General features: G+C 72.8%; 15 protein-coding genes. 3 read left to right on the forward strand and 12 right to left on the reverse strand.

From position 1 onward, the window contains the following. Positions 1 to 56: 56 nt before the first annotated feature. Together ACGFT2_RS11895 and ACGFT2_RS11900 are read right to left on the reverse strand one after the other, a co-directional pair. The gene (locus tag ACGFT2_RS11895) at positions 57 to 1,022 is read right to left on the reverse strand and encodes an ABC transporter ATP-binding protein (RefSeq protein ID WP_393276418.1); all 966 of its coding nucleotides are present in this window, start codon (positions 1,020 to 1,022) and stop codon (positions 57 to 59) included. Continuing rightward, positions 1,015 to 1,929 carry an ABC transporter permease gene (locus ACGFT2_RS11900; protein ID WP_393276421.1) on the reverse strand — a complete coding sequence of 305 codons (915 nt, stop codon included), beginning with the start codon at positions 1,927 to 1,929 and terminating at the stop codon, positions 1,015 to 1,017. The genes ACGFT2_RS11895 and ACGFT2_RS11900 overlap by 8 nt, the downstream gene beginning before the upstream one ends. Positions 1,930 to 2,131: 202 nt before the next feature. Here ACGFT2_RS11900 and ACGFT2_RS11905 point away from each other — a divergent pair, with 202 nt between their 5' ends. After that, the gene (locus ACGFT2_RS11905) at positions 2,132 to 2,767 is read left to right on the forward strand and encodes a TetR/AcrR family transcriptional regulator (protein WP_393276424.1); all 636 of its coding nucleotides are present in this window, start codon (positions 2,132 to 2,134) and stop codon (positions 2,765 to 2,767) included. A 174-nt stretch (positions 2,768 to 2,941) separates the two neighbouring features. On the opposite strand, the gene galE is transcribed toward ACGFT2_RS11905, so the two are convergent. The 3 genes from galE to ACGFT2_RS11920 are packed head-to-tail and all read right to left on the reverse strand — an operon-like array spanning position 2,942 to position 6,980. Continuing rightward, positions 2,942 to 3,922 (reverse strand): UDP-glucose 4-epimerase GalE, encoded by a 981-nt coding sequence (gene galE / locus ACGFT2_RS11910; RefSeq protein ID WP_393276427.1) that lies wholly within the window; start codon positions 3,920 to 3,922, stop codon positions 2,942 to 2,944. 59 nt (positions 3,923 to 3,981) lie between these two features. After that, positions 3,982 to 5,664 carry a glycosyltransferase family 2 protein gene (locus ACGFT2_RS11915; RefSeq protein ID WP_393276430.1) on the reverse strand — a complete coding sequence of 561 codons (1,683 nt, stop codon included), beginning with the start codon at positions 5,662 to 5,664 and terminating at the stop codon, positions 3,982 to 3,984. Between the two features lie 44 nt (positions 5,665 to 5,708). Next, positions 5,709 to 6,980, reverse strand: coding sequence for a glycosyltransferase 87 family protein (locus ACGFT2_RS11920; protein WP_393276433.1), 1,272 nt, complete (start codon positions 6,978 to 6,980; stop codon positions 5,709 to 5,711). Positions 6,981 to 7,248: 268 nt separating this feature from the next. On the opposite strand from ACGFT2_RS11920, the gene ACGFT2_RS11925 reads away from it, so the two are divergent. Next, the gene (locus ACGFT2_RS11925; protein ID WP_393276436.1) at positions 7,249 to 8,859 is read left to right on the forward strand and encodes a glycosyltransferase family 39 protein; all 1,611 of its coding nucleotides are present in this window, start codon (positions 7,249 to 7,251) and stop codon (positions 8,857 to 8,859) included. Here the strand turns inward: ACGFT2_RS11925 and ACGFT2_RS11930 are convergent. Then, entirely contained in the window at positions 8,807 to 9,295 is a 489-nt protein-coding gene (locus tag ACGFT2_RS11930; protein ID WP_393276439.1) for a MarR family winged helix-turn-helix transcriptional regulator, read from the reverse strand. The genes ACGFT2_RS11925 and ACGFT2_RS11930 overlap by 53 nt on opposite strands. Positions 9,296 to 9,421: 126 nt before the next feature. Between ACGFT2_RS11930 and ACGFT2_RS11935 the strand changes: the two genes are divergently transcribed. After that, positions 9,422 to 9,835, forward strand: a complete 414-nt coding sequence (locus tag ACGFT2_RS11935; RefSeq protein ID WP_393277662.1) for an organic hydroperoxide resistance protein — start codon at positions 9,422 to 9,424, stop codon at positions 9,833 to 9,835. Positions 9,836 to 9,957: 122 nt separating this feature from the next. Here the strand turns inward: ACGFT2_RS11935 and ACGFT2_RS11940 are convergent, their stop codons facing one another. From ACGFT2_RS11940 to ACGFT2_RS11965, 6 genes are all read right to left on the reverse strand, one after another. Beyond that, positions 9,958 to 12,162, reverse strand: a complete 2,205-nt coding sequence (locus ACGFT2_RS11940) for a CDP-glycerol glycerophosphotransferase family protein (protein ID WP_393276442.1) — start codon at positions 12,160 to 12,162, stop codon at positions 9,958 to 9,960. Positions 12,163 to 12,168: 6 nt separating this feature from the next. Then, the gene (locus tag ACGFT2_RS11945; protein WP_393276445.1) at positions 12,169 to 14,370 is read right to left on the reverse strand and encodes a CDP-glycerol glycerophosphotransferase family protein; all 2,202 of its coding nucleotides are present in this window, start codon (positions 14,368 to 14,370) and stop codon (positions 12,169 to 12,171) included. Positions 14,371 to 14,495: 125 nt separating this feature from the next. Continuing rightward, positions 14,496 to 16,736, reverse strand: a complete 2,241-nt coding sequence (locus ACGFT2_RS11950) for a CDP-glycerol glycerophosphotransferase family protein (protein WP_393276448.1) — start codon at positions 16,734 to 16,736, stop codon at positions 14,496 to 14,498. A 154-nt stretch (positions 16,737 to 16,890) separates the two neighbouring features. Beyond that, positions 16,891 to 17,802 (reverse strand): carbohydrate ABC transporter permease, encoded by a 912-nt coding sequence (locus ACGFT2_RS11955; RefSeq protein WP_393276451.1) that lies wholly within the window; start codon positions 17,800 to 17,802, stop codon positions 16,891 to 16,893. Further along, positions 17,799 to 19,142 carry a carbohydrate ABC transporter permease gene (locus ACGFT2_RS11960; RefSeq protein ID WP_393276454.1) on the reverse strand — a complete coding sequence of 448 codons (1,344 nt, stop codon included), beginning with the start codon at positions 19,140 to 19,142 and terminating at the stop codon, positions 17,799 to 17,801. Before ACGFT2_RS11960 ends, ACGFT2_RS11955 begins: the two co-directional genes overlap by 4 nt. 7 nt (positions 19,143 to 19,149) lie before the next feature. Then, on the reverse strand, positions 19,150 to 20,529 hold the full coding sequence (locus ACGFT2_RS11965; RefSeq protein WP_393276457.1) for an ABC transporter substrate-binding protein: 1,380 nt from the start codon (positions 20,527 to 20,529) through the stop codon (positions 19,150 to 19,152). Between the last annotated feature and the right edge of the window lie 45 nt (positions 20,530 to 20,574).

Genomic DNA, 20,574 nt, shown 5'->3' on the forward strand with positions numbered 1-20,574 from the left:
TAACATACCGTCATTAAACAGATAAAAGGGATAACCGCGCCCAGGTAAGAGCCGACTCAGGAGGGAAGAGGCATTTTCGGTGCGTCCGGTTGCGCCGTGTCCGCTTTCGCGGCATCCGTCTTCGCGGCGTCGCCCCCTTCAGCCTTCGGCGTGACGGGCTTCCCGGCGTCCCCGGCGCCCCCCGCCTCCGCCTTCGGCGCGGCGGGCTTCTTGGCGCCCGGCTTCCCGGGCGCCGGCTTCTTGTCGCCGGTGAAGGCCTCGTACTCCTTCATGACCTCCTCCGTCGGCCCGTCCATCCGCAGCTCGCCGCGCTCCAGCCACAGGACCCGCTCGCAGGTGTCGCGGATCGACTTGTTGTTGTGGCTGACCAGGAAGACCGTGCCCGCGTGCTGACGCAGCTCGCGGATCCTTTCCTCGGAGCGCTTCTGGAAGGAGCGGTCGCCGGTGGCCAGGGCCTCGTCGATCAGCAGGACGTCGTGGTCCTTGGCGGCGGCGATGGAGAAACGCAGCCGGGCGGCCATGCCGGAGGAGTACGTGCGCATCGGGAGCGTGATGAAGTCGCCCTTCTCGTTGATCCCGGAGAAGTCGACGATGTCCTGGTAGCGCTCCTTGACCTGCTCCCGGGACATGCCCATCGCCAGCCCGCCGAGGAAGACGTTGCGCTCGCCCGTCAGGTCGTTCATCAGCGCGGCGTTGACACCCAGCAGGGAGGGCTGGCCGTCGGTGTAGATGTGCCCGTTCTCCACGGGGAGCAGCCCCGCGATCGCCTTGAGCAGGGTCGACTTGCCGGAGCCGTTGGTGCCGATGAGTCCGATGGCCTCGCCCTTGTAGGCGGCGAACGACACCTTCTTCACCGCGTGCACCCGGCGCACGCCCGAGGTCTTCTCGGTCTGCTTGCGGCGCAGGATCCGGTTCAGCGCGGCGGTGGCCGAGCCGCGGCCCCCGCCGGTGCCGTTGACCCGGTAGACGATGTCGACGCCGTCGGCGACGACGGTGGGGATCTTCTCGGTGTGCTCAGCCACGGCCGTACCTCTCCTCAGCCTTCCAGAAGTAGACGAAGCCGCCGACGCCGGCGATCAGGGCCCAGCCGGTGGCCGCCGCCCACACGTGCGGGGGCAGGGACGCGGCGTGGAAGCTGTCGATCAGGGCGAAACGCATCAGGTCGATGTAGACGGCGGCCGGGTTGAGCTGGAGCAGGACGGTGACGATGTGCGGCAGGTCGTCCTTCTCGGTGATCTTGTCGATGCTCCACATCACGCCGGACACGTACATCCAGGTGCGCAGCACGAACGGCATCAGCTGGGCGATGTCGGGGGTCTTGGCGCCCAGTCGCGCCATGATCATCGAGATGCCGGCGTTGAACGTGAACTGGAGCACGAGCGCCGGGATCGCCAGCAGCCAGGAGGCGGCCACGGGCACGCCGAAGCAGAGCAGGATGACGACCAGCGCGCACATGGAGAACAGCAGCTGCTGCAGCTGCTGGAGCGCGAAGGAGATCGGCAGGGCGGCGCGCGGGAAGTGCAGCGCGCGGACCAGGCCGAGGTTGCCGGAGATCGCCCGGGTGCCGGCCATGATCGAGCTCTGCGTGAACGTCCAGATGAACACGCCCGTGACCAGGAAGGGCACGTAGTCCGGCACATTGTGCTTGGTGTTGAGCAGCACGCCGAAGATGAAGTAGTAGACCGCCGCGTTCAGCAGCGGGGTCATGACCTGCCAGACCTGGCCGAGCTTCGCCTGGCTGTACTGGGCGGTCAGCTTGGCGGTGGCGAAGGCGGTGATGAAGTGGCGCCGGTCCCACAGCCGGCGGACGTACTCCGGCAGGGTCGGGCGGGCGCCGCTGACCGTCAGGCCGTGCCGGGTCGCCAGTGCCGTGAGGTCGTCGTCGGCCGTGGCCCGGGTCTGGGGCGGTGTGTGGAGGACCTGGCTCACATCCGCTGCTTTCGCTCGGGGAGGGGGTACCGCGCCCGGCTCTCGCCGGGGTCGCCGCGTCCGCGTCCCGTCGTCCGGCGTTTCCTTACGCTTCTCTTCACGTTCTCTTACGTCGGGACGGGACCGTATCGTCGCAACGCGAGCGTAGGGCCCGGAACGTCGGAACGCAACCGTTCCGTCGTCACGCCCTATGCTGTCCGGCATGACGACGAACGCCGACGAGTCCGCCGACGAGCCGCCGACGCGTCGCCGCCGGGCTCCGGCCGGGGCCGCCGTCCTCCGTGAGGACGTGACGGAGGCCATCCGCGCGGCCGTCTTCGAGGAGCTGGCGGCCGTCGGCTACGCGCGCATGTCCATCGAGGGGATCGCCCGCCGGGCCGGCGTCGGGAAGACGGCGGTGTACCGGCGCTGGCGTTCGAAGCTGCACCTGGTCCTGGACGTCGTCTCGGCGATGGCGGTGCTGGGCTTCCCGGTCCCCGACACGGGCTCCCTGGAGGGCGACCTGCGCCTGCTGTACGAGGTCACGTCCCGGGCCCTGCGCCATCCGGTCGCCTCGCAGATCATTCCCGATCTGCAGGCCGAGGCGGCCCGCAATCCCGACATCGCCGAGGCCTTCCAGAAAGCTCTCAGGGACGGCCAGGAGGGCGTGGCCAGCAGGATCGTCGCGTCGGCGGAGGAGCGGGGGGAGGTCCGCGCCGGCCTCGACCCCGATCTGGCACTGGATCTGATCTCCGGCCCGCTGTACTGGCGCTCGGTGGTGATCCGCTCCCCGAAACTCCCGAAGGGCTACCTGGAGAAGCTGGCGCGGGCCACGGCGGGGGCGCTCAAGGCGCTGTGAAGCGCCGCGCAGGGACGAACCCCGGCGACCGCGCCGCCGCGGCGTGCCGCCACGACCGGGCCGCTGCCGGCGGGACGCCATGAGCGGTCGCCGCATCCGGGCCGCCGCGACCGGGCCGCCGCGACCGGGCCGCCGCGACCGGGCCGCCATGAGCAGGCCGCCATGAGCGGACCGCTACGAGCGGGCCGCCTGCGGGTGGAGCCGTACCCAGCCCTCCCAGGCCGACGTGATCATGTCCTGGACGTCGTACTCGGCCCGCCAGCCCAGCTCCGTGGCGATGCGGTCGGCGGAGGCGACGACGCGTGCCGGGTCGCCGGGGCGCCGCGGGGTCACGGTGGGCGGGCGGTCGTAGCCGGTGACCGCGTTGACCCGGTCGATCATCTCGCGCACGGAGACGCCTTCCCCGCGGCCGATGTTCAGGGTCAGGCCGGCGCCGGGGGCGGAGCCCAGCGCGCGGGCGACCGCCACATGGGCCGCGGCCAGGTCCACCACATGGATGTAGTCGCGGACGCAGGTGCCGTCCGGGGTCGGATGGTCGTCGCCGAAGATGCGCGGCGACGCGCCCTCCGTCAGCTTCTCGAAGACCATCGGGATCAGGTTGAACACGCCGGTGTCGGCGAGTTCGGGACTGGCCGCGCCGGCCACGTTGAAGTAGCGCAGGGACGCGGTGGCAAGCCCGGTCGCCCGGCCGGTGGCGCGGACCAGCCACTCACCGGCCAGCTTCGTCTCGCCGTAGGGGGACAGCGGCCGGCAGGCCGTCTCCTCCGTCACCAGATCCACGTCCGGCATGCCGTAGACGGCGGCCGAGGAGGAGAAGAGGAAGGACGGGACCTTCGCCGCCGTGACCGCCTCCAGCAGCACGCGCAGGCCTTCCACGTTCTCGCGGTAGTAGTGCAGCGGGCGGTCCACCGACTCGCCCACCTGCTTCTTCGCCGCCAGGTGGACCACCCCGGTGATCTCGTGACCGGCGAGCGTACGGGCCAGCAGGTCCGCGTCCAGGATGCTGCCCCGCACCAGCGGGACCCGGGGCGGTACCCGCTCGGCCAGGCCCGTGGACAGATCGTCGTAGACGATCGTGCGCTCGCCGGCCTCGGTCATCGCCCGTACGACATGTGCCCCGATGTATCCGGCCCCGCCGGTGATCAGCCAGGTCATGTGCGGCCGTCTCCTCGTCAGTCGTCCCTCGCGTCCCGGTCGAAAGCAGCCGGCGTCCCTCAGTGAAGCAGCCGGCGGAGCCGGCCGCGGGCCACGGCGAGGGCTCCACGTACGCCGGTCGCCACGCGCAGCGCCAGGGCGCCGGAGTGCGTCGCGTACGGCTGCACCAGGAGCACGCCGTACCGGGCGCTCGGGACGGCGTGCCGGCGCAGCCGGCCGGCGCCCGCCAGAGCGTGCGCCGTGAGGTCCCGGCACGTGCCGTCGGACCATCGCAGGGTCAGCCGCAGGTCCCAGGTGCCGGCGCCCAGCCCCGCCAGGCCGACGGGCACCTCCGCGGACCACCCGGCCGTGCCGGAGGGCGTGAGAGTGGTTGTCGTGCGGGCGGCCGTACGGTCGTCCTCCCGCGCCTGCCAGTACACGTCCAGCTCGGCCGGGCCCGCCGCGGCCACCCGCCCGTACAGCTCGTGCAGCCGCAGACGAAGCAGCGCCGCCCGTGCGCGTGGGCGCAGTTCCGCGTCCACCGCCAGCGGCAGCAGGCCGGCGGGGCAGGTCAGCAGCGGGGCCAGGGAGACCTCGGGGAGGTCGGCCGACCACACGGGTTCGCCGTCGTCGGCGCGGGCGTAGGGCGGGAGCAGGCGTGCCGGGCGGGCCGCGAGTTCCCGCAGCCGGGGCAGGTCGCGGGGCTCGGGCGAGGCCAGGACCACCCGCGCGAGCAGGCGGCCGGGTGCGCCGGGGGCCGGCGCCCAGTCGGCGGGGTCGTAGCGCGTGAGGTACTCGCGGGTGTGCGTCCACCACGCACGCTGGTAGTGCGCGTCGCGCAAGCCCAGTTCGCGCACGTACATGCGGACCTCGTGGTCGAGGAACTTGGCCCGCGCCGCCCGCGCCAGCTCCTGCTGCCCGGCGTCCAGCAGGATGTCGTGCGCCAGCGCGCACGCCCGTAGGCGGGCCTTCCAGTTGTCGATGCGCGCCCGGTCCAGGGAGAGCGACAGCCGCTCGGCCGACCGGCGCACGTGCCACACGTACACCGGGTCGGGTACCAGCGCGATGCGCGGGCCGGCGGCCAGGACACGCGCGGTGAAGACGAAGTCCTCGTAGAGGAAGCGGCCTTCGGGGAAACGGATCCGGTGCTCGCGCAGAAAGCCCGTGCGGTAGAGCTTGTTGACGCACAGCGTGTCGTCGACCAGGCGCGGGCGCTCGGAGGGGCGCGCGAGCACGGCGTGCGCCGTGTAGAGGGGTGCCTGCCAGGGGCGTTCGCTGCCCGACGGCAGCTCCCGGCGCACGCACAGTCCGCTCGCGACCTCGGCGTGCGCCCCGGTCGCCGCCGCCAGCAGCGTGTCCACCGCACCCGGCGGCAGGACGTCGTCGCTGTCCAGGAACATCACGTACGGTGCCGTCACCGCGTCGATCCCGGTGTTGCGCGGGCTGCCGCAGCCGCCGCTGTTCACCTCCCGGTGCACCACGCGCAGCCGGGGCTCGCCGGCGGCCAGCCGGTCGAGCAGCTCGCCGCTGCCGTCGGTGGAGCAGTCGTCCACGGCGATCACCTCGGCGACCGCGGTGCCCTGCGCCAGCGCCGAACGCACCGCGTCGCCCACCCGGGCCCGGTCGTTGTACCCGATGACGACGACGGCGACCCGTGCCGCGGGGCTCCGGGCCGCAGGGCCGGCCGGTGCGGACGGGACGGCCGGCGCCGACGGGACGGTCGGCGCAGGCGGGGCGGTCGGTTCAGGCGGGTCTGGGTGCATGAGGTCCACGGGCCGGCGGCGTAGAAATGGGAGGGAATCCTCCGTTAAGAGGTACTCAGTGCTCGGTCCGGAAGACGGTCGGAATCGGGCCGGGGTTGCCTCGGCGGCGCGTTCTCTCCGGCGGGTGGCCGCGCGGCGCGCCACAACCGGAGCAGGGACAGCACCGCGGCGGCGGTCAGCAGCGCGTTGCGGGCCAGCATCAGCAGGCAGCCGGTCCAGCTGCCGTCGATCACCTCGCGGTAGGACATCGGATACGCCACCGTGCTCAGCGCACACGCCGCCACGACGAGCGCCGCCACCGCCCGCTGGCTGGTGTATCGCGAGGTCAGACACACGGCGGCGAGTCCCAGCAGCCAGATCATGTACTGCGGGCTGATGACCCGGCTGGTGACCGTGAACAGCAGGACCGCGCTCAGCGCCGCGTCGTACGGCGTGGCCTCGCTCCAGTGCCGCGCCCGCACCCGCCACAGCACCAGCAGCCCGAAGGCGGCCACCGTCAGGGCGAGGGAAGCGCTCGCGACGGCGTGCACGTACGGGCCGACCAGCTCGATCGCGCCGTACTGGTAGCGGGGCCGGCCGGACCAGCCGGCGTGCCGCGCCAGGTTGAGCGCCGTGCCGCCGAGCGACTCGATCTGCACCCCGCGGCCGCCCTGTTCGCGCAGGAAGGACAGCGGGCCGGTGAAGAAGAGGGCGAACAACGCGAGCGAGGCGGTCCCGGCGGCCGCCGCCCATGCCCACGCCGTGCGGGTCGGCCGGCCCGGGGGCGTGCCCAGCAGCGCCAGCGCGGGCCAGACCTTCACCAGCGCGCCCAGTGCGCCGAACACCCCGCCGGTGCGCGGTGAGTGCGCCGTCGTCAGGAGGCAGAGGACGGCCAGCGCGGTCACCTCCACGTCGTACCGGGCGAGCGGGAGGTGCAACAGCAGCGGCAGGCCGCCCGTCCACAGGGCGGCGCCGAGCAGGCTCCGGCCCGGCCGGGTGCCCGTGCGGACCAGCGCCACCGCGATCAGCGCGTCCGCGGCCAGCGTCAGCGCGACGAACGCCTGGAAGTAGGTCGGTCCCGGGACCAGGCCCGGTGCCAGCAGCACCGCGCCCGCGCCCGGCGGGTACTGCCACAGCGCGTCGTGTACCGGAAACCCGCCGTGCGCGAGGACGCCGTACCAGTGGAAGTACAGCCGCGACACCTCGCGGCTCACCGAACCCCCGCCCAGCAGCGGGGTGTCGTCGTGCAGGAGGAGCCAGAGCATCACGGCGCGGGTGACGGGCCACAGGGCGGTGAGGGCGAGGACCGGGCCGGGGGTGACACGGAGACGGTTCATCACATGGGAGCCTAAGCCGTGCGGATGGTGTATCCATGCCGATACGCCGTCAAAGCGCGGCAAAGGTTGGCTAATCGCAAAAGATCGGGCCGTGGTGAACGTCGGGCTTCCTGTGAGAACGCAGTCGCGCCGGGCGGCTGGGGCGGCGGTCGCCGCTTCCACCGGTGCAACGACGCAGGCGCCGAATGGTGCGCTGAGCCGTAGGCCGGACCGCGCCTCGTGCCGCGCCCCGGGGAGCCTCCCGGGGCGGATCCGCCGCGCCGCCGCCGTGGGCGTACCGGCGCTCGCGATGCTCGGGATCGGGCTGTGGGGGCTCGACCGGGGCGGGATATGGCGCGACGAGGCCGTCACCTTCCAGGTCGGACGCCGCACGGTGCCCCAGATCTGGCGGCTGCTGCACGAGGTGGACGCGGTCCACGGCCTGTACTACCTGCTCATGCACGCCGTCCTCGCCGTGCACCCCGGCGAGGTCGCCCTGCGGCTGCCGTCCGTGTGCGCGGCGGCGGTGACCGCCGCACTGGTGGCCGCGCTGGGCGCCCGCCTGGTCCGGGCGCGTGCCGGTCTGTGGGCCGGGCTGCTGTACGCCGTCACGCCGATGGCCGGCCACTACGCCCAGGAAGGCCGCTCCTACGCGCTGGTCGCGGCGGGGGCCACGGCCGCGACGCTGCTGTTCGTACGGGCCGTGCAGGGGGGCTCCTGGTGGACCTATGGCGGCGTCCTCGGATTCACCTGCTGGCTGCACGAGTTCGCGGTCCTGCTGCTGCTCGCCCACGCGGTGACGCTGGCGCTCGCCCGGCCCGGGGCGCGGGTGTGGCGGGGCTGGGGGCGGGCGGCCGGCGTGGTCGTCCTCGCGCTGCTGCCGATGATCCTCGTCTCACGGGCGCAGTCGGCGCAGGTCGCGTGGCTGCGCAGGCCCACGGCGGACACCGCGGAGGCGGTGCTGCGGACGTTCCTGGGGCCGGTGGCGGGCGTGTACTGGGTGTGTCTCGGGCTCGCGGTGCTGGGCCTGGCGGGGCTGGTCGGGCGGCGGGGGCAGGTCACCTGTGCGGGGCTGGCCCTGCCCCTGATGGTGGTGCCGCCTGGGGCGCTGATGCTGGTGTCCCAGCTTTCGCCGCTGTACGTCGACCGGTATGTGCTGTACGCGCTGGGCGGGGCACCGCTGCTGGTCGCGGCCGGGGCGGAGCGGCTGACGGGTGTGGTGGGGCGCGCGTGGCAGGGTGTGGCGGTGCGCCTGCGCCCGGGTGTGGTGGGGCGCGCGTGGCCGGGCGTGGTGGGGCGCGGGTGGCCGGGTGGCCGCCGGGCATCCGCGCTCTCCCCGGCTCCCGGCTCCGCCCGCGCGGCGCGCTCCCGGGTGGTCGCCGCCCTGACCGGCGTGCTGGCCGTCGGCCTGGTCCTTCACCAGCAGCTGCCGCTGCTGCGCGCCGACCGCAGCCCCGACCGCCGGCCCGACGACCTCGCCGCCGTCTCCCGGCTCGCCGCGCGGAAGCTCGGTCCGGGAGATCCGGTCCTGTTCCTGCCCACGCAGACGCGGAACACGGCGATCACCTACCCGGGGGCGTTCCGGGGGGTGCGGGACGTGGCTCTGCTGGAAGGCGCCGCCGAGTCCGGGACGCTGTACGGGCGGGAGGCCGGCCCCCTCGAGCTGCGCCGCGGGCTGGCCCGGCTGGACCGGGTGTGGGTCGTCGCGGACCGGGCGATGCTCGACGGCCGCTGGGTGCCGGGCAACCCGGTCGAACGCGCCAAACTCGCCGTGCTGACACAGGAGTTCGACCAAGGCCCCCAGGCTGTACGGGACGGGATGGCCGTACGGCTCTACGTCCGCCGTACTAGCGGGCTTCGTCTGCTTGCGCCGATGCGGCCGCGTCCAGGGCGGCGGTGAGCCGGTCGAGCCGTTCCCGCAGGTCGCCGATCTCCACCGGGTCGAAGCCGGTCGCCGCCGCGATCCGCCGTGGCACCTCCTCGGCCCGCTCGCGCAGCCCCGCGCCCTCCTCGGTGAGCCGCACCCACACCGACCGCTCGTCCCGCGCGCTGCGCTCGCGCCGTACGAGACCGGCCGCCTCCAGCCGCTTCACCAGCGGGGACAGCGTGCCGGAGTCGAGCCGCAGGTGCTCACCGAGCTGCTTGACGGGCAGGTCGCCCTGCTCCCAGAGCACCAGCATCACCAGGTACTGCGGGTAGGTGAGCCCGAGGTCCTTGAGGATCACGCGATAGACGCCGTTGAAGGCGCGGGACGCCGCGTGCAGGGCGAAGCAGACCTGGCCGTCCAGGCGGAGCCAGTCCGCGGCGGCGGTCTTCGGGGTCGGCGAGGCGGTCATGGCTCCAGGGTAGCCCGGCGAGCCATTTGATTGTGCACAACTTAATTGTGTGCTCTACTTGTATCCGCGACGGGGCCCCGAACGGAAGGCCCCGCGACGCACTCCACATCGAGAGGGATGACTTCCATGGACGCGCTCTACACCGCTGTCGCCACCGCCACCCACGGCCGCGATGGACGTGCCGTCTCCTCCGACGGCAGGATCGACCTCGAGCTGGCCCCGCCCGTGGAGCTGGGCGGCAACGGCGAGGGCACCAACCCGGAGCAGCTCTTCGCCGCCGGCTACGCCGCGTGCTTCGGCAGCGCCCTCGGTCTCGTCGGCCGCCAGGCGAAGGTGGACGTCAGCGACGCGGCGGTCACCGCCGAGGTCGGCATAGGCAAGCAGGGCGAGGGCTTCGGGCTGAAGGTCACCCTGCGCATCGAGCTGCCCGACTCCGTGGACACCGCCACCGGCCGCAAGCTGGTCGAGACCGCCCACCAGGTCTGCCCGTACTCGAACGCCACCCGCGGCAACGTCGAGGTCGACCTCGTCGTCGAGTGACACCCGGGGGTCGGGGCGGCGGGACACCCCAACACCGCCGCCACGCCGGGGCGCCCGGCCCCATCGCCCCGGCGCCCGGACCGCCACGGCCGGCCGGCGTCACCGCGCCGGCCGGCCGTCTCTCACGCCGAGGTCAGCACGTCCTGGCCCGCCCCCTGCCCCGGCAGCCGGATCTCGGTGTCGGGCATGGCCTCTCCGAGCAGCAGGGTCCGTACGACCCGCTCGGCGGCCCGGCCGTCCTCGAACTCGCAGAACCGGGCCCGGAACTCCGCCCGCAGCCGCGCCGACTCCTCGTCCCGCCACGAGCCGGAGGTGAACAGCCACGCCAGCTCCCGATAGGAGCCGGCGACATGGCCCGGCGGCTCGGCGGTGATGTCGAAATAGGTGCCCCGGCTCGCGGTGAACGCCGGCTGGTCGTCGGCGTGCACCACGATCGGCCGGTCGAGGTTGGCGTAGTCGAACATCACGGCCGAGTAGTCGGTGACCAGTACGTCCGCCGCGAGCAGCACCTCCTCCAGGCGCGGTTCGTCGGTCGCGTCGACCACGACGCCGTGCCGCGCCAGTTCGGACAGGCCCATCCCCCGCGCGGGACCGCTCGCCAGCGAGGGGTGCAGCCGGACCACGAGGGTGTGCCCCGCGCCGAGATCGGCGGCGAACCGGGCCAGGTCGAACCGGTCGGCGTGGCCGCTGCGGCGGTAGTCCCGGCGGGTCGGCGCGTACAGGACCACCGTGTGGTCCCCGGGGATGCCGTGCCGCTGCCGGAAGTCGCCGGCGTACCCGTTCACCAGGGCGTCGTTGCGCGGGCTGCCGGTGCGCACCGAGGCGAAGTGGCACGGGTAGGCCCGCTCCCAGACCAGTTCCGAGTGGCGGTTGGCGACCAGGCTGTAGTCCCAGCGGTCGGCCCGGCGCAGCATCTGCGGCACGTCGAAGCCGAGCCGGGCGCCGGGCTTGTCCAGCAGGTCGGCGCCCAGGTACTTGAGCGGAGTGCCCTGATGGGTGTGGATGTGGACGCTGCCGGGCCGCTTGGCCAGGCTGCCGGGCCAGTTGACGTCGTTGACGAAGAACTTCGCCCGCGCGGTGACCTCCAGATAGCGCCGGGAGCCCACGATCACGTGCTCCACGCCGGGCGGCAGCCCATCGGCGGTCTCCGCGTCCCGCACCACCCACACCCCGCGCAGCTGCGGGGCGATCTCCCGCGCCTTGCGGTGGACGGCCGCCGGGTCGCCCAGCACACCCCGGTGCGAGGACGCCGAGTACACCACGAGGTTCTCGTCCAGCGGGCGGTGCGCGTGCAGCGACGCCCAGCCGGTGCGGGCCCGGGCGGCCGCCGCCCGGCCCGCCTGGTCCGCCCGCCGTGCCACCTCCCGCCCGGCCCGTGCCGCCTGCCGCTTGAGCCGGTAGCCCGCCCAGGAGCCCTCCAGCACGGCCACCTCGCCGTCCACCAGGGCGCCCGCGGGCCGGTGCTCACGGAACATCCGTGCCGTACGCCGGAAGAACTCCGCCTTGTCGGCGGCCGGCAGCCGGTCCGGCTTGGCCAGGATGTCCAGGCAGTGCTCGCCCATCTTGCGGTGCAGGTACGGCAGCCAGGCCGCCAGCTCGGGGCGCCGCTCCACGAAGGCGAAGACCCGCTCGTACTGGTCGTGGATGTCGAAGTGCTTGCGGCTGGTGGTGGACAGGATGTTGCCCTGCCGGCGCTGCCGGTAGTTCAGGCAGATCCGGTCCAGGGTGGCGATCCGCCCGGCACTGAGCATGACCGGGAAGGTCCAGGGGGTGTCCTCGTAGTAGCCGGGCGGGAACTCGAAGCCGTTCTCCGTGACGAATTCGCGCCGGTAGACCTTGTTCCACACCACCATCAGCAGGTCGAGGATCCGCGGGTACTCCGCGACGCCGAAGGTGTCCGGGCCGGCCTCGCCGAGCAGGTGCGCGAGCACGTTGCGGCGGGTGCCGCCCCACCAGTACGTGCGCGCGTAGTCGAACACCAGCACGTCCGGCTCCCGCACCTCCGCCAGCCGGTCGGCGACGGCCCGCAGCGCGCCGGGGGTGAGGGTGTCGTCGCTGTCCAGGAAGAACAGGTAGTCGCCGGTGGCCAGGGGCATGCCCGCGTTGCGGGCCCGGCCGAGGCCCACGTTCTCCGGCAGGTGCAGGACCCGTACGCGCGGATCCCGTGCGGCGTACTCGTCGAGGATGGCGCCGCAGCCGTCCGGGGAGCAGTCGTCCACGGCGATCAGCTCGAAGTCGTCGAAGGACTGCGTCAGCACCGAGTCGAGGCACTCGCGCAGGAAGCCCTGCACCTTGAAACAGGGCACGATCACACTGAAGCGGGGCACGGCGGGTCAGCTCCTCACGAGGGTCGCGGCGGCGGGGGCGGGGACGCGCTCCGCGAGTGGGATCACGGGCGGCAGCGCCTCCGGCGGCTCGCCGAGCAGCACCCGCCGTACGACGCGCTCGGCGGCCCGCCCGTCGTCGAACTCGCAGAACCGCTCGCGGAACGCGGCCCGCAGCGCCGTCGCCTCCGGTCCCGCGTACGAGCCGTCGCGGAAGACTGCGGCCAGTTCCCCGGGAGTGCGCACGACCGGGCCGGGCGGCTGGGCCGGCAGGTCGAAGTAGACGCCCCGGGTCTCCCGGTAGACGTCCCAGTCGTCCGCGTACACCACGATCGGCCGGTCCAGGTTGGCGTAGTCGAACATGATCGACGAGTAGTCCGTGACCAGCGCGTCGGCGGCCAGGCACACGTCCTCGGCGGAGCGGTGCGCGGTCACGTCGATGATCCGGCCGGAGCCCCGGGAGCGGCCCCGGTCGTAGAAGTAGTGGGCGCGCAGCAGCACGACGACGTCCTCCCCGGCCGCCTCGCAGAACGCCTCCAGGTCGAGGCCCGGCTCGAAGCCGGTGTGATGGTCGCGGTGGGTCGGCGCGTACAGCACGGCGGTCCGGCCCTGCGGCACCCCCAGCTCGCGCCGGACGCGGGCGACGTCCTCGGCGGTCGCCGTGCAGTAGACGTCGTTGCGCGGATAGCCGTACTCCAGATGCTCGTACGAGCCGGGGAAGGCGCGCTCCCACATCTGGGTGGAGTGGCGGTTGGACGACAGGTTGAAGTCCCAGCGGTCCACCCGGCCCAGCAGCCTGGTGAAGCTGCCGGACCGCGCGGCCACCACCGGGTACGTCGACTGGTCCACGCCCATCGTCTTCAGCGGGGTGCCGTGCTGGGTCTGCAGATGCACGCTGCCGGGCCGCTTGACCACACCCTCGGCGAAGTTGGCGTTGTTGACGAAGAAGGTGGCGCGGGCCAGCACCTCCCAGTAGCGGCGCGAGCCGATCACCGCGTACTCGACGTCCTTCGGCATCGCGTGGACCTGGTCGGCCTCGACGAGGAACACCGCGCGGACGTGCGGGGCGAGTTCGCGCGCCTTGGCGTGGATCGCGGCCGGGTTGCACGCGTAGCCGCGGCCCCAGTAGGCGCAGTACACCGCGAGGTGGGGGTCGAGCGGGCGGCGCAGGTCGCGGGCGTAGCGCAGCCGGGTGCGGAGCATGCGCGGGCGCGGCAGGCTCTCGGCCGAGCGCACCGCCAGCTGGTTGACGCCGCGCAGGGTTCGGAAGGCGGTGTACGCGCCCGTCGCCAGCAGCCGGTGCTGCACGCCCACGCTGCCGCCCGGCGCCCGGTAGCCGTCCGGCCGGTGCCGCCGGTAGAGCCGCCCGGCCCGGCGGAAGAACGCCCGGTGCCCGCGCAGCAGCCGGTCGGGCCGGGCCGCCGTCTTGAGCACCACGGCGAACAGCTGCTCGAACAGCGGTCCGGTCCGCTCGGCGGACAGCTCGCGCTCGGCCGCCCGGGTCAGCACGAGGTCCACCTGGTCGAGCAGCGCGTGCTGGTGCGGCCCCGGCAGGTTGAGCCGGCTGCCCTGCCGGCGCAGCCGGTGCCGTACGACGACCCGGCGCAGCACCGCGATCCGCTCGGCGCCCAGCGTGGTCAGCCCGCCCCAGCCCAGGTCGGTGAAGTGGCTCTCCGGAAAGGTCAGTTCGTGGTCGGTGAGGAACTCGCGGCGGTAGACGGCGCTCCACGCCGGCAGCTGCACGCCGGTCAGCGAGGGCAGGTCGGCGGGGGCGAACGGGCCCGCGGGCGCCTGGGCGAGCACCGGCGCGGCCGGGTTCGTCGGCTCGCCCTCCCACCAGGGGGCGCGCTCGTGCTCCGCGTAGAGCACGTCCACGTCGGCGGTCTCGGTCAGCCGGGCGTCCAGCGCCGCGAGCGCACCCGGGAGCAGCAGGTCGTCACCGTCCAGGAACAGCAGATGGGCGCCGGTCGCCGCCCGCATCCCGGCGTTGCGCGCCCCGCTCAGTCCGGCGGACGGCGGTGAGTGGACCGGGGTCACCCGGGAGTCCCGCTCCGCGTAGCCGGCGGCCACCTCGGCGGCCGGGGCGTCGGGGGCGTCGCAGACCGGGATCAGCTGCCAGTCGCCGAAGGACTGGTGGAGGACGGAGTCCAGCGCCTGGGACAGCCGGCCGGTGACCCCGTGGGACGGGACGATGATGCTGAAGCGGGGCATTCTGCTCTTTCTGTCGTCTTGCGGGCGCGGCCGGGCCGTCCCGCCGGACGCCAGGTGGACGGCCGGCTCGGGGTGGGCCGCGTCGAGCCGAGGGGCATGGGAACTCCCGGAAGGACCAACGGTGTTCAGTGGCTGTCGGTGACGGGGCGCGGGCCGGAAGGTTGCGGGACGGTGGCCTGCGGGGTACGCGGGAGCGCCGCCGACGCCGACGGCACCGGCCTGCGTTCGGCGAGCGGCACGAACCCCGGCAGCCCCTCCGTCTCGCCCAGCACCACACGCCGTACGACCCGCTCGGCGGCGCGTCCGTCGTCGTACGGGCAGAACCGCTCCCGGAACACCGCCCGCAGCTGCGCCGAGCGCGAGTCGCGCCAGCGACCGGTGACGAAGAGGTCGATCAGCTCCTCCTCGCCGCGCGCCACCGCGCCGGGCGGAAAGGCGCGCAGGTCGAAGTAGGTGCCACGGCAGGCCTCGTACGCCTCCAGGTCCTCGGCGTGCACGACGATCGGCCGGTCCAGGCCGGCGTAGTCGAACATGAGCGACGAATAGTCGGTGACCAGCGCGTCCGAGGCCAGGCACAGGGACTCCACGCTCGGGTGGTCACCGACGTCGATGATCCGGGGCCCGGTGCCGAGGGAGCCGCCGTACGCGGGATGGGGGCGCGCCAGGATCACGAACCGCGGGCCCAGCCGGCGCACGATCCGCTCCAGGTCCAGCAGGGGGCGCTGGGTGCGGACGTGGTCGCGGTACGTGGGCGCGTACAGGATCGCCACCGCACCCTCGGGGAGACCGAGCGACTCGCGCAGCCGGGCCACGTCCTCCGGTGCCGCCCGCTGGAAGACGTCGTTGCGCGGGCAGCCGTACTCCAGGGTGGTGTAGCGGCCCGGGAAGACCCGCTCCCAGGTGAGGGTGGTGTGCCGGTTGCCGGACAGGACGAAGTCCCACTGGTCGACGCCCCGCAGCAGCTCCCCGAAGTCGGTGTCCCGGGCGGCGGCCGGACGCTCCTGCAGGTCGAGGCCCATGTGCCCCAGCGGGGTGCCCCGCTGCGTCTGGACGAAGACCTGGCCGGGGCGCTTGTGCAGCCCGCGGTCGAGTCCGGCGTCGCTCACCAGGTACTTGGAGCGGGCCAGCGCGCTCCAGTAGGCCGCCGTGCCGGGGCGCAGCGGGCGCGGGCCCGGCGGGAGCGGGTGCCGCCACTCGGGGCGGGCGATCCACGCGGTGCGCACGTGCGGGGCGTGTGTGCGGAACGCCTCCTCCAGCGCCCCCGGATCGCGGCGCCCCCAGGCGGCGGCGAACACGGCCAGGTCACCGCGCAGCGGCAGCCGCAGCTGCACCCGGTAGTGCAGCCGCAGTGCGCCGGTGCGCAGGGCGCGGACCAGCTTCACGGCCGACTTCACCGCGCGCCGTCGGACGGCCGAGGCCAGCTGGAGCATCCGGAAGGTGCGGTGCAGGCCGTACCGGACCAGGGTGTGCCGCAGCCGGACCCGGGCCCCCGGCACCCGGTGGCGGCGGCAGTGGGCCCGGGCCCGGCGCAGGAAGTCGCCGTGGCTGCCGCGCGGCAGCCGGCCCCGCCGGGTGAACACCACGGCGTAGTGGTCGATCATGCGCCGGAACAACTCGGGCCGCCATCGCGCGAGTTCGGGCCGCTCCGCCACATAGGCGAACACCCGGTCGTACTGCTCGAAGAGGTCGAAGTGCCGGGCACTGGTGGTGCCGAGGATGCTGCCCTGCCGGCGCTGCCGGTAGTGCACGCACACCCGGTCCAGCGTCGCGATCGACTCCGCCGTCATCAGCACCGGGAAGGTCCAGGGAGTGTCCTCGTAGTAGCCCGGCGGGAACGTGAAGCCGTGCTCCTCGACGAACTCGCGCCGGTACGCCTTGTTCCACGCCACCATCAGCACCCTGAGCAGCCCCGGCCGGTCCGTCAGCCGGAACGGCGCCGGGCCCTGCTCGGTGAGCGGGCCGGTGAGCTGGTTGCGTACCGTCCGGCCGTCCCAGTAGGTGCGCGCGTAGTCGTAGACCAGGACGTCCGGCCCGCCGGTCTCCTCGATCCGCTCGGCGACGGCCCGCAGCGCGTCCGGGGTGAGGGTGTCGTCGCTGTCCAGGAACACCAGGTAGTCGCCGCTCGCCTCGGCCATGCCCGCGTTCCGGGCGTGGCCGAGCCCCTGGTTCTCGGCCAGGTGCACGGGCTTCACGCGCGCGTCCCGGGCCGCGAACTCGTCGATGATCGCGCCGCAGGCGTCGGGTGAGCAGTCGTCCACGGCGATCAGTTCGAGATCGCCGTAGGACTGCGAGAGCACCGAGTCCAGGCACGGGGCCAGGTACGCCTGAACCTTGTACGCGGGGACGATGACACTGAACCTGGGCAAGGGACATCCATGGGTCGCTCGACACGGGCTTCTGCCCGGGAACGGCCGATGGAGTGACTTGGTTACGGGCCCGTACGGCATGTGGGGGACACCCGGTGAACGCGACGGGGCGGGCCGGTGACGGCCCGCCCCGCAGAAGTCGTCCCCTCCGCGGTCACTTCACCGCGCCGGCCATCACCCCCGACACGAACTGCCGCTGGAACGCGAAGAACACCAGCAGCGGGATCACCATCGAGATGAACGCGCCCGGCGCCAGCACGTCGATGTTGTTGCCGAACTGCCGTACCTGCGTCTGCAGGGCGACCGTGATCGGCTGCGAGCCGGACTTGGTGAACACCAGCGCCACGAGCATGTCGTTCCACACCCACAGGAACTGGAAGATGCCGAGGCTCGCGATCGCGGGCCCGCCGAGGGGCATCACCACCCGGGCGAACAGGCGCAGTTCACCGGCGCCGTCCAGGCGGGCCGCCTCCAGCAGCTCGCGGGGGATCTCCGCGAAGAAGTTCCGCAGCAGGAACACCGCGAACGGCAGGCCGAAGCCCACGTGGAACAGCACCACGCCGAGGATCGTCCCGAACAGGCCTATGTCACCGAAGAGTTCGGCGATCGGGATCAGCGCCACCTGCACCGGCACCACCAGCAGGCTGACCACGCCCAGGAACCACCAGTCCCGGCCCGGGAACTCCATCCACGCGAACGCGTAACCGGCCAGCGAGCCGATGACCACGACCAGGATCGTGGCCGGCACGGTGATCAGCACGGTGTTCACCAGGGAGTCCGTGATGTCGCCGTTCTCCAGCAGCTTCTGGTAGCTGTCGAAGGTCAGCTGGGAGGGCTGGGAGAACACCTTCCACCAGCCGCTCGCGCTCATGGCCTCCGGCGCGCGCAGGGAGGAGATGAGCAGGCCGATGGTCGGCACCAGCCAGAACAGGCCCACGAGGACGAGGAAGACCCGGACCAGTCCGCCGCTCAGCCGCCCGGCGATCCTCGAGCCGAGCGACCGTGGGGCCCTCACCGCCGTGCCCACGGGTGCCGTCTTTCCGACGCTCTCGGCGGCGGTCGTCATCGTCGCACCTCCCGCCTCAGCCTGCGGATGTTGAACAGCATCACCGGGATCACCAGCAGCAGCAGGAACACCGCGATCGCGCTCGCGACACCCGGCCGGCCCTCCGCGAAGCCCTTGCGGTACAGCTCCAGGGCCAGCACGTTCGCGTCGTCCTGGGAGGAGCCCGGCGCGATGATGTAGACGAGGTCGAACACCTTGAGCACGTTGATCATCAAGGTGACGGCGACGACCGCGAGGACCGGCGCGAGCAGCGGCACGGTGATCCGGCGGAACACCTGCCACTCGCCGGCGCCGTCCACCCGCGCGGCCTCCAGCAGCTCCCGGGGCACGCCGGCGAGGCCGGCCGCGATCAGCACCATCGCGAAGCCCGCCCACATCCACACGTACGACCCGATGACGGCCGGGGTCACCAGCGCCGGCCCGAGCCAGTCGACGCCGTTGTACGGCTCCTTGAAGTTGCCGGCCGGAAGCCTGAGGCGAGCCCCGTCGGCCTTCGCCGGCAGCGTGAAGGTGCCGTCGCCGGCCGCCTCGGCGGTGGCCACGACCTTGCCGTCCTTCACCGCCTCGATCCGCATCCCGGCATAGCCCGGCTCGGAGGGGTCCGGCGCGCCCAGCCGCCCGACGCCCTTGCCGCGCGTGAAGTCCTGCCAGGTGGTCCCGGTGATCTTCCCCGGCTCCGCCTCGGCCATCACGGCCCTCTTCGCGCCGTCGGGCAGCCGGTCGGGGGCGACGCCGACCAGCGGGAGCGTGACCGCCTGACCGGTGTGCACCGTGGCCCTGGTGAGGAAGCCTCCTCCCGCCGCTTCCAGCGGCGAGTCGCGTCCCGGATGCGCCTTCGGGAACGCCGACGACGGGGCGAAGGTGTCGTGCACCCCCACCCACACGGCGTTGGCGACTCCCTTGTCGGGGTCCTGGTCGTACACCAGCCGGAAGATGATCCCGGCCGCCAGCATCGAGATCGCCATCGGCATGAAGACGACCAGCTTGAACGCCGTTCCCCAGCGCACCCGTTCGGTCAGCACCGCGAAGACCAGTCCGAGCGCGGTGGAGACCGCCGGCGCGAACACCACCCAGATGATGTTGTTCTTCAGCGCGGTGCGGATGCCGTCGTCGGTGAACAGGGCCTTGTAGTTGTCGAATCCGGCGAAGCCGTCGCCCTGGGTGTCGTAGAAGCTGCGGACGAGCGAGTACCCGATCGGGTAGACCACGAGCGCGCCGAGCAGCACCAGGGCGGGCAGCAGGAAGAGGGCTGCCACCGTCCGGCGCGTACCGGTCACGCTCTTGCGGTTCTTCGGTGCGGCGGGGCCCGGAGGGGCCCCGGCCGCCGCTGCCGACGTCATCGCCGGATCAGCTTCCGTTCCCGTAGGCCGCCGCCGCGTCCTTCTCCAGCTTCGCCTGGGCGCCCGCCACGTCCTTGGGGTTCTTCAGGAAGTCCTGCAGGTCCTTCCACTCGCCCTTGCCCGGGGTGCCGCCGAAGGCCTGCGGAGCCTGGTCGGACATGTCGAAGCGGAAGTCGTCCCCGGACGCGACCAGCGCCTTGGCGATCGTCCGCTGCACCTCGTTCGGGTAGGCCGACGCCGGCACGTTCTTGTTCGGCGAGAGATAGCCGCCCAGCTCCGCCTGGATGGTCGCCGCGTCCGGGGAGGCCAGGAAGGTGGCCAGTGCCTGCGCCGCCTTGGAGTCCTTCAGGATCACGGCCGCGTCACCACCGGAGACCACCGGCGCGGACGAGCCCACCGCCGGGAAGGGGAACACCTTCGCGTCGGTGCCCACCTTCGCCTTGGTGTCGCCGATGTTGACCTGCGCGAAGTCACCCTCGTAGACCATCGCCGCCTTCGGCTGGTCGCCGCCGGTGAAGGTCTGCGTGACGGAGGCCGGGAACTCGGTCTGCAGCGCGCCGTCCGCGCCGCCCGCCACGAAGTCCTTCCTGCCCCAGATCTGGGCGAGCGTGGTCAGGGCCTGCTTCACCGAGGGATCGGTCCACTTGATCTTGTGCTGGGCGAGCTGGTCGTACTTCTCCGGACCGGCCTGGGACAGATAGACGTTCTCGAACCAGTCCGTCAGCGTCCAGCCGTCGGCGCCGCCGACCGAGAACGGCGTGACACCGGAGTCGTACACCGCCTGCGCGGACGTCAGCAGCTCCGGCCAGGTCTTCGGCTCCTTGGCGCCCGCGTTCTCGAAAGCCTGCGCGTTGTACCAGATCAGAGACTTGTTGGCCGCCTTGTAGTAGACGCCGTACTGCTTGCCGCCGACCTGGCCGATCTCCTGCCAGCCCTGCGAGTAGTTCTTCCGCAGCTCGTCGAGCGCCGCCGCGCCGAGGGGCTTGGCCCACTTCTTGTCCACGGCCTGCTTGATGGCGCCCGGCTGCGGGAGCAGCGCCACGTCCGGCGGCTGGCCGCCCGCGATCTTCGAGCCGAGGAAGTTGATGATCGGGTCCTGGGCGGGCACGAAGGTCACCTTCGCGCCGGTGCGCTTCTCGAACTCGGCCAGCACCTTCTTGAAGTTCGCCTGTTCGGTGCCGGTCCAGACGGCGGCGACCTCCAGGTGCGCGCCGTTCAGTTTCGGCAGGGTGAGGGTGGAGCCGGAGGCGGTGCCGCCGCTCTCCGCGCCGTTGTCCTTCTTGTCGTCGCCGCCGGAGCACGCGGTGAGCGCGAGGGCTCCCGCGAGCAGCGCGGCGAGCGCGGTGACGGCCCGTTGGGTGCGGATGGTGCTGCTTTCGCTGTGCATCACTTCCCCGTTCGTCGTTCTCCGTTGAACGTCGTTGAACGTCAG

Source organism: Streptomyces sp. NPDC048514 (genome assembly GCF_043199955.1).
Classification (GTDB): Bacteria; Actinomycetota; Actinomycetes; order Streptomycetales; family Streptomycetaceae; genus Streptomyces.

Bases quoted from the DNA above. Each gene is read 5' to 3' on its own strand.
- ACGFT2_RS11935 (WP_393277662.1), top strand. From the start codon at position 9,422: ATGGACGCGCTCTACACCGCTGTCGCCACCGCCACCCACGGCCGCGAT.
- ACGFT2_RS11960 (WP_393276454.1), bottom strand. From the start codon at position 19,142: ATGACGTCGGCAGCGGCGGCCGGGGCCCCTCCGGGCCCCGCCGCACCG.
- ACGFT2_RS11945 (WP_393276445.1), bottom strand. From the start codon at position 14,370: ATGCCCCGCTTCAGCATCATCGTCCCGTCCCACGGGGTCACCGGCCGG.
- ACGFT2_RS11915 (WP_393276430.1), bottom strand. From the start codon at position 5,664: ATGCACCCAGACCCGCCTGAACCGACCGCCCCGCCTGCGCCGACCGTC.
- ACGFT2_RS11965 (WP_393276457.1), bottom strand. From the start codon at position 20,529: ATGCACAGCGAAAGCAGCACCATCCGCACCCAACGGGCCGTCACCGCG.
- galE (WP_393276427.1), bottom strand. From the start codon at position 3,922: ATGACCTGGCTGATCACCGGCGGGGCCGGATACATCGGGGCACATGTC.
- ACGFT2_RS11905 (WP_393276424.1), top strand. From the start codon at position 2,132: ATGACGACGAACGCCGACGAGTCCGCCGACGAGCCGCCGACGCGTCGC.
- ACGFT2_RS11955 (WP_393276451.1), bottom strand. From the start codon at position 17,802: ATGACGACCGCCGCCGAGAGCGTCGGAAAGACGGCACCCGTGGGCACG.
- ACGFT2_RS11920 (WP_393276433.1), bottom strand. From the start codon at position 6,980: ATGAACCGTCTCCGTGTCACCCCCGGCCCGGTCCTCGCCCTCACCGCC.
- ACGFT2_RS11930 (WP_393276439.1), bottom strand. From the start codon at position 9,295: ATGACCGCCTCGCCGACCCCGAAGACCGCCGCCGCGGACTGGCTCCGC.